The sequence below is a fragment of the Nonomuraea cypriaca genome, from assembly GCF_015645445.1.
GTDB classification, from domain to species: domain Bacteria; phylum Actinomycetota; class Actinomycetes; order Streptosporangiales; family Streptosporangiaceae; genus Nonomuraea; species Nonomuraea cypriaca.
The window spans coordinates 23,782-30,573 of record NZ_JADOGI010000126.1 but is presented as its reverse complement, the minus strand read 5'-3'; the positions used below and the strand labels follow the sequence as shown (position 1 = coordinate 30,573).

5 protein-coding genes are annotated in these 6,792 nt (G+C 71.2%); 3 read left to right on the top strand and 2 right to left on the bottom strand.

Going from position 1 to position 6,792, the window contains the following annotated elements; translation table 11 throughout:
- Positions 1 to 109: 109 nt before the first annotated feature.
- Positions 110 to 775 carry a response regulator gene (locus tag ITP53_RS33650; RefSeq protein ID WP_195899492.1) on the bottom strand — a complete coding sequence of 222 codons (666 nt, stop codon included), beginning with the start codon at positions 773 to 775 and terminating at the stop codon, positions 110 to 112.
- Positions 776 to 779: 4 nt separating this feature from the next.
- Positions 780 to 2,228, bottom strand: coding sequence for a sensor histidine kinase (locus ITP53_RS60535; protein WP_195899491.1), 1,449 nt, complete (start codon positions 2,226 to 2,228; stop codon positions 780 to 782).
- A 177-nt stretch (positions 2,229 to 2,405) separates the two neighbouring features.
- Between ITP53_RS60535 and lon the strand changes: the two genes are divergently transcribed.
- The 3 genes from lon to ITP53_RS33630 all read left to right on the top strand — a co-directional run bounded on the left by lon (position 2,406) and on the right by ITP53_RS33630 (position 6,773).
- The gene (gene lon, locus ITP53_RS33640; RefSeq protein WP_195899490.1) at positions 2,406 to 4,766 is read left to right on the top strand and encodes an endopeptidase La; all 2,361 of its coding nucleotides are present in this window, start codon (positions 2,406 to 2,408) and stop codon (positions 4,764 to 4,766) included.
- 391 nt (positions 4,767 to 5,157) lie between these two features.
- Complete coding sequence (locus ITP53_RS33635; RefSeq protein WP_195899489.1) at positions 5,158 to 6,120, top strand: methionine ABC transporter ATP-binding protein; 963 nt, start codon at positions 5,158 to 5,160, stop codon at positions 6,118 to 6,120.
- Positions 6,117 to 6,773 carry a methionine ABC transporter permease gene (locus tag ITP53_RS33630; protein ID WP_195899488.1) on the top strand — a complete coding sequence of 219 codons (657 nt, stop codon included), beginning with the start codon at positions 6,117 to 6,119 and terminating at the stop codon, positions 6,771 to 6,773. Before ITP53_RS33635 ends, ITP53_RS33630 begins: the two co-directional genes overlap by 4 nt.
- Positions 6,774 to 6,792: the final 19 nt, after the last annotated feature.

Here is a 6,792-nt window from a genome sequence, read left to right as displayed (position 1 = left end):
GCGCAGGTCACGCCCTCCCCCCGCCCGGGATGTCTGACTGCCCTTCGCCCGGGACGTTCGGAAAGGCCGCGTCCGTCCGGGAGGTCCGGCTGTCCCTTTGGTTGGGAGGTCAGTTGCCTGGGCGGACGAGGCCGGTTTCGTAGGCGAAGACGATCGCCTGTGCGCGGTCGCGCAGGCCGAGTTTCGTCAGCACCCGACCCACGTGCGTCTTGACCGTCTGCTCCGCGACGTAGAGCTTGCGCGCGATCTCCTGGTTGGACAGGGCCTGGGCGACCAGCGTGAGCACCTCCGTCTCGCGTTCGGTCAGCCCGGCCAGTTCCTCCGGCCGCCGCCCGGACGGCGGCCGGGCCTCGCCGAGCCGGGCGAACTCGTGGATCAGGCGCTTGATGATCGCCGGGGAGATGAGCGCCTCCCCGGCCGCGACCACCCGCACCGCCTCGGCGAGCTGGGCGGCCGAGGCGTCCTTGAGGAGGAACCCGCTGGCCCCGGCCCGCAACGCCGCGTAGACGTAGTCGTCGAGGTCGAACGTCGTCAGGATGAGCACCTTGGGCGACGCCTCACGCGACAGGAGCTCCTTGGTCGCCTCCAATCCGTTCATGACCGGCATGCGCACGTCCATGAGCACCACGTCGGGACGCAGCACCGCCGCCCGCTCCACGGCCTCCCGCCCGTCACCCGCCTCGCCCACGACCTCGATGTCCGGCTGTGCGCTCAGGAACGTGGTGAACCCCGTCCGCACCATCCCCTGGTCATCGGCGATCAGAACCCGGATCAACCGCTCATCCTCCCCATGCCTGACGATCGGCGGTGTGCCCGCCTGGTCGATCAGTCTCCATGACCGCCACGGGCAGCGTCGCGCTGACCTCGAAGCCCTCGTCCGGGGTGGGGCCCGCGTCGAGGGCGCCGCCGAGGAGCGCGGCACGTTCGCGCATGCCCACCAGCCCCTGACCCGCTCCGGGCGCCGGTCCGGGTGCGGCGCCCGGTCCGTTGGTCACGCGCAGGCGTAAGAGGTCCCCGTCACAGGCGAGATTCACCGCCACGGCCGAGCCAGGCGCGTGACGCATCGCGTTGCTCAGCGACTCCTGCACGATCCGGTACGCCGACAGCCCCACGGCGGGCGGCAGCCCGTCGAGCGGGCCCGAGCGGGTGACCCGCACGGCCAGCCCGGCGGCGCGGGCGTTGGCGACCAGCTCCTCCACCCGGTCGAGATCCGGCTGGGGCGCGGTGTCGGTGCGGCCGTCCTGGTCGCGCAGCACGCCGAGGACCTGCCGCAGGTCCGCGATGGCCTCCAGCGACAACCCGCGGATCTCCGCCAGGCCCGCCTCCAGCCGGGCCGGATCACCCACCGCCCTGAGCGGCACCGCCTCCGCCTGGATCGCGATCACCGACATGTGGTGCGCCACCACGTCGTGCAGCTCGCGCGCGATGCGGGCACGCTCCGCCAGCACCGCCTGGGCGCTCCTGGCCGCCTGGGTGCGCCGCTCCTCCTGGAGCAGCCTGGTCGTGGCGGCGCGACGGACGCGCACGTTGTAACCGAACAGCACCGCCACCGACACGACGACCGTGATCAGCGGCATCGAGTTGGGATGGACGATCCACGCGGCCAGGACGGTGATGATCCAGATCGCCAGGGTGATCCGCCTGCCGCAGCGGACGGCGACGGAATAGAGGACCAGCAGGTACGACACCGCGGCCGGGAACATGTACGGCGCGTCGCTCGCGACCAGCGTGATCGTCACCCAGATGGGGACGGGCAGCAGCACGGCCGCGACCCGCCAGGCGGCCAGCGGCCACCGGTCGCGCAGCGTTATGGGCAATCCCACCGCCAGGCCGGTGAGATAGGCGAAGAACTCTGGGATCGGTGCGGGTCCGCCCGGGCGTCCGCCGGCATCCAGATTCCAGCCGGTCACCATGGCCTGGGTCGTCCTGTACAGGATCAGGGCGAGGACCAGTTCGGCCACCTGGACGAGGCTGACCGTCGCGAGTGGCACGAACGCCTGGAGCCGGCGCGGCACTTCGACGGTCAGCCACCGCGACCGCGGCGGCGGATCGGCGTCGCCCCGGAACAATGCGAGCCGGAACGGCTCCACGGCGGCCCGCACAACCTGCCAAGCCCTGCCCGACCTCAGGTGGCCCGAGCCCGATCGGTCCGGGTCCGGCCGGTCCGGGTCCGGCCGGCCGGGGAGCAGGCGGCTGGTGAGCCGGCGGGCGCGGCGGACGGAGATCACCTGGTCAAGGCTACGGTCACGCCGCCGGGAACGCGTCACACCAGGGTTTGATCCGCACGTCACCCGCAGGTATTGCTTACACGATTACGATCGCCGTGAGCGAACATCAACAAAGGAAGGGAACAATACGCGGCTCCGATGAATTGAGTCGGTATAACTCAACCCTTTGGAGTTCGTATGAGTGAGAGCTTGATCCTCCCGGTTCTGCCGCTCGACGACGAGGTCGTCCTGCCGGGCATGGTGGTTCCGGTGGACCTGTCCGACTCCGAGGTGCGCGCCGCCATCGACGCGGCCCGTGCATCTGGTCGCAACAAGCCGCAGGTCCTCCTCGTTCCCAGGATCGACGGCCGCTACGGCGCGATCGGCGTGCAGGCCGTGATCGAGCAGGTCGGGAGGCTGCCGGGCGGTGAGCCCGCCGCCGTGGTGCGCGGTGTCAGCCGGGTGCGCGTGGGCACCGGCACGACCGGCCCAGGCGCAGCGCTGTGGGTCGAGGCCGACACGATCGACACCGTCGCGGCCGGCGAACGCGCCCAGGAGCTGGCCAAGGAATACAAGGTGCTGGCCACGACCATCCTGCAGAAGCGCGGCGCCTGGCAGGTCGTCGACCAGGTCAACCAGATCGACGACCCCTCCGTGCTGGCCGACAGCTCCGGCTACACCCCTTGGCTGACCACGGCGCAGAAGGTCGAGCTGCTCGAAGCCGCCGACCCGGCCGACCGGCTGGCCAGGCTGGTCGAGTGGTCCCGTGAGCACCTCGCCGAGCTCGACGTCGCCGAGACGATCCGCAAGGACGTCCAGGAGGGCATGGACAAGCAGCAGCGCGAGTTCCTGCTGCGCCAGCAGCTCGCCGCCGTGCGCAAGGAGCTCAAGGAGCTCAACGGCGACTCCACCGGGACCGAGGAAGAGGACTACCGGGCCCGCGTCGAGGCCGCCGACCTGCCGGAGAAGGTGCGCGAGGCCGCGCTCAAGGAGGTCGACAAACTGGAGCGGACGCCCGACCAGTCTCCCGAGACCGGCTGGATCCGCACGTGGCTGGACACGTTGCTCGACATCCCGTGGAACACCCGTACCGAGGACAACTACGACATCATCGGCGCGCGGGCCGTGCTGGACGCCGACCACACGGGGCTGGCGGACGTGAAGGACCGCATCATCGAGCACCTGGCCGTGCGCAAGCGCCGCCAGGACAAGGGCCTCGGTGTGGTCGGCGGCCGCCGCAGCGGCGCCGTGCTCGCCCTGGCGGGTCCTCCCGGAGTGGGCAAGACCTCGCTGGGTGAGTCCGTCGCGCGCGCGATGGGCAGGAAGTTCGTCCGCGTGGCGCTCGGCGGCGTACGCGACGAGGCGGAGATCCGCGGCCACCGGCGCACCTACGTCGGCGCGCTGCCGGGCCGCGTCGTCCGCGCGATCCGTGAGGCCGGCTCGATGAACCCGGTCGTCCTGCTCGACGAGGTCGACAAGGTCGGCGCCGACTACCGCGGCGACCCGACGGCCGCCCTGCTCGAGGTGCTCGACCCGGCACAGAACCACACGTTCCGGGACCACTACCTCGAGGTCGAGCTGGACCTGTCCGACGTGCTGTTCCTGGCCACGGCCAACGTCCTGGAGGCCATTCCAGGGCCGCTGCTCGACCGCATGGAGGTCGTCACGCTCGACGGCTACACCGAGGACGAGAAGGTCGCCATCGCCCGCGACCACCTGCTGCCCAGGCAGCTGGAGCTGGCCGGGCTGACCGCCGCCGAGGTGACCGTCGAGGACGACGCGCTGCGCAAGCTGGCCGGCGAGTACACCCGTGAGGCCGGCGTCCGCTCGCTGGAGCGGTCGGTCGCGAGGATCCTGCGCAAGGTGGCGGCGGGCGGCGAGCTGCCCGTCACGGTCGGCGCGGACGACCTGACCGGCTACCTCGGCCGGCCGAGGTTCGTGCCGGAGTCCTCGCTGCCCGAGGCCACCCAGCGCACCTCGGTCCCGGGCGTGGCCACCGGTCTGGCGGTCACCGGTGCCGGCGGCGATGTGCTCTACGTGGAGGCGTCGCTGGCCGACCCGGAGACCGGCGAGACGGGTCTCACGCTGACCGGCCAGCTCGGAGACGTGATGAAGGAGTCGGCCAGGATCGCGCTGTCCTACCTGCGCTCGCACGGAGCGGAGCTGGAGCTGCCGGTCACCGCGCTGAAGGACCGCTCGGTCCACGTCCACTTCCCGGCGGGCGCGGTGCCCAAGGACGGCCCCTCCGCCGGTGTGACGTTGACGACCGCGCTGGCCTCGCTGCTGTCCGGCCGGCTGGTCCGCTCCGACGTGGCCATGACCGGTGAGATCTCGCTGACCGGGCGGGTCCTGCCGATCGGCGGCGTCAAGCAGAAGCTGCTGGCCGCGCACCGGGCGGGCATCGGCACCGTCCTGATCCCGGCCCGCAACGAGCCGGACCTGGACGACGTGCCCGAGGAGGTCCGCGGTGAGCTGACCATCCACACGGTGAGCGACGTGCGCGAGGTCCTGGACATCGCGCTCGCCCCGGCCCAGGTCGCCTCCTCCGTGGCGGCCTGACGGCCCCCTGGCACCGCCCCGCCGCGCCCGGCCTCCTGGGGTACGGCGGGGCGGTCGCCGTTTTCCGACCCGGCCGTGACACAGATCACGAAACAGATCAGGAATATGGGGATCTCACGGCGTCGTTAGCACCGGCGTGAACGAGACATACGCGAACGACCCGGGCGCCCATTGGGGCGCCGGCTGTCGCCGCATGCGTATGGGGCGGATGCCGGCCCGTTAGAGCACCCCGTCCGCCCGTTCTCCTCGAAGGTCGTCATGATCCCACCCGGCTTCGTGCTGCGCAGGCTGAGCCACCTGCCGTTCCCTCCGGGCACCCGCTGACACCTCAGCCTTCCCTTTCTTGTACGTTTCCGCGGCCTCGGCCGCTTCTCAGTCGTGGGGATGATCCGTGATCCAGGCTTCCGGCCTGCGCAAGCAGTACGGCGACACCGTCGCGCTCGACGGCGTCGACCTGCACGTGCGCGAAGGCGAGATCTACGGCGTGCTCGGCCAGAGCGGCGCCGGCAAGAGCACACTCCTGCGCTGCGTCAACCTGCTCGAACGCCCCACGGCCGGCACCGTCACCGTGGCCGGCCAGGACCTGACCGCGTTGCGCAGCGGCGAGCTCAACCGCGCCAGGCAGCGCATCGGCATGATCCACCAGCACTTCGCCCTGCTCTCCTCGCGCACGGTCGCGGGGAACGTCGCCTTCCCCCTGGAGGTCATGGGCGTGCCCAGGGCCGAGCGGGAGCGCCGCGTCGGCGAGCTGCTGGAGCTCGTGGGCCTCGACGGGCGCGGCGAGGACCGCCCGCACCAGCTCTCCGGCGGCCAGAAGCAGCGCGTCGGCATCGCGCGGGCGCTGGCCGGGAATCCGGCCGTACTGCTGTCCGACGAGGCCACGTCCGCGCTCGACCCCGCCACCACTCAGTCGATCCTGGCGCTGCTCAAACGGCTCAACACCGAGCTCGGCTTGACGATCCTGCTCATCACCCACGAGATGAACGTCGTCAAGAGCGTCTGTGACTCCGTCGCCATCATGTCTCAGGGCCGCATCGAGGAGTCGGGCGCCATCGCCGACCTCATCAGGACGCCGGGATCCCGCCTGACGAGGGAGATCTTCCCGTTGCCCGAGCCCGCCCCGGCCGGCTCGGCGACACTCACCTTCACCGGCGACCCGCGTGAGCCGGTCGTGTCCGAGGTGGTGCGGAAGTTCGACGTGGACCTGAGCATCCTGGGCGGCTCCATCGAGGACCTCGCGGGCGGCTCCGTCGGCCGGCTGCGCGTCGTGCTCGACGGCGCCGACGCCGGCGCGGCGCTGGCGTACCTGCGTGAGTCCGGTCTGATCGTCGAAGTGCCGGAGGAGGCCGCGTGACCTGGGAAGAGATGCTGCCGCTGCTCTGGCCTGCGACGTTGGAGACGGCGCAGATGGTCGGCTGGTCCACGTTGTTCACGGTGCTGCTCGGGCTGCCGCTCGGCGTGGCGCTCGTGGTGTTCGACCGGGGCGGGCTGCGGCCGGCGCCTGCGGTCAAGTCGGTGCTCGGGTTCGTGGTCAACATCGGGCGGTCGCTGCCGTTCATCGTGCTGATGATCGCGATCATCCCGTTCACCAGGCTCGTCGTCGGGACCACCATCGGGACGGCCGCGTTCGTGGTGCCGCTCACCGTCGGGGCGGTGCCGTTCTTCGCGCGGCTCGTCGAGACCGCGCTCAGAGAGGTCGGCGCCGACGTGGTGCAGGCGGCCCAGGCCATGGGCGCGAGCCGGACCACCATCGTGCGCAAGGTCCTGCTGCCCGAGGCGCTGCCCGGGCTGGTCGCGGGGCTCACCGTGACCGTCGTCGCGCTCATCGGCTACTCCGCGATGGCCGGCACGCTCGGCGGGGGCGGGCTGGGCGACCTGGCCGTCAGGTACGGCTACCAGCGGTTCGAGACGCTGCTGATGATCGTGACCGTCGTGGTCCTCATCGTGATCGTGCAAGTTCTGCAGAGCCTGGGCGACCGGGTCGCTCGGCGCCTGTCGCATAAATAGAGCCGCATAAATAAAGGAA

Bases quoted from the DNA above. Each gene is read 5' to 3' on its own strand.
- lon (WP_195899490.1), top strand. From the start codon at position 2,406: ATGAGTGAGAGCTTGATCCTCCCGGTTCTGCCGCTCGACGACGAGGTC.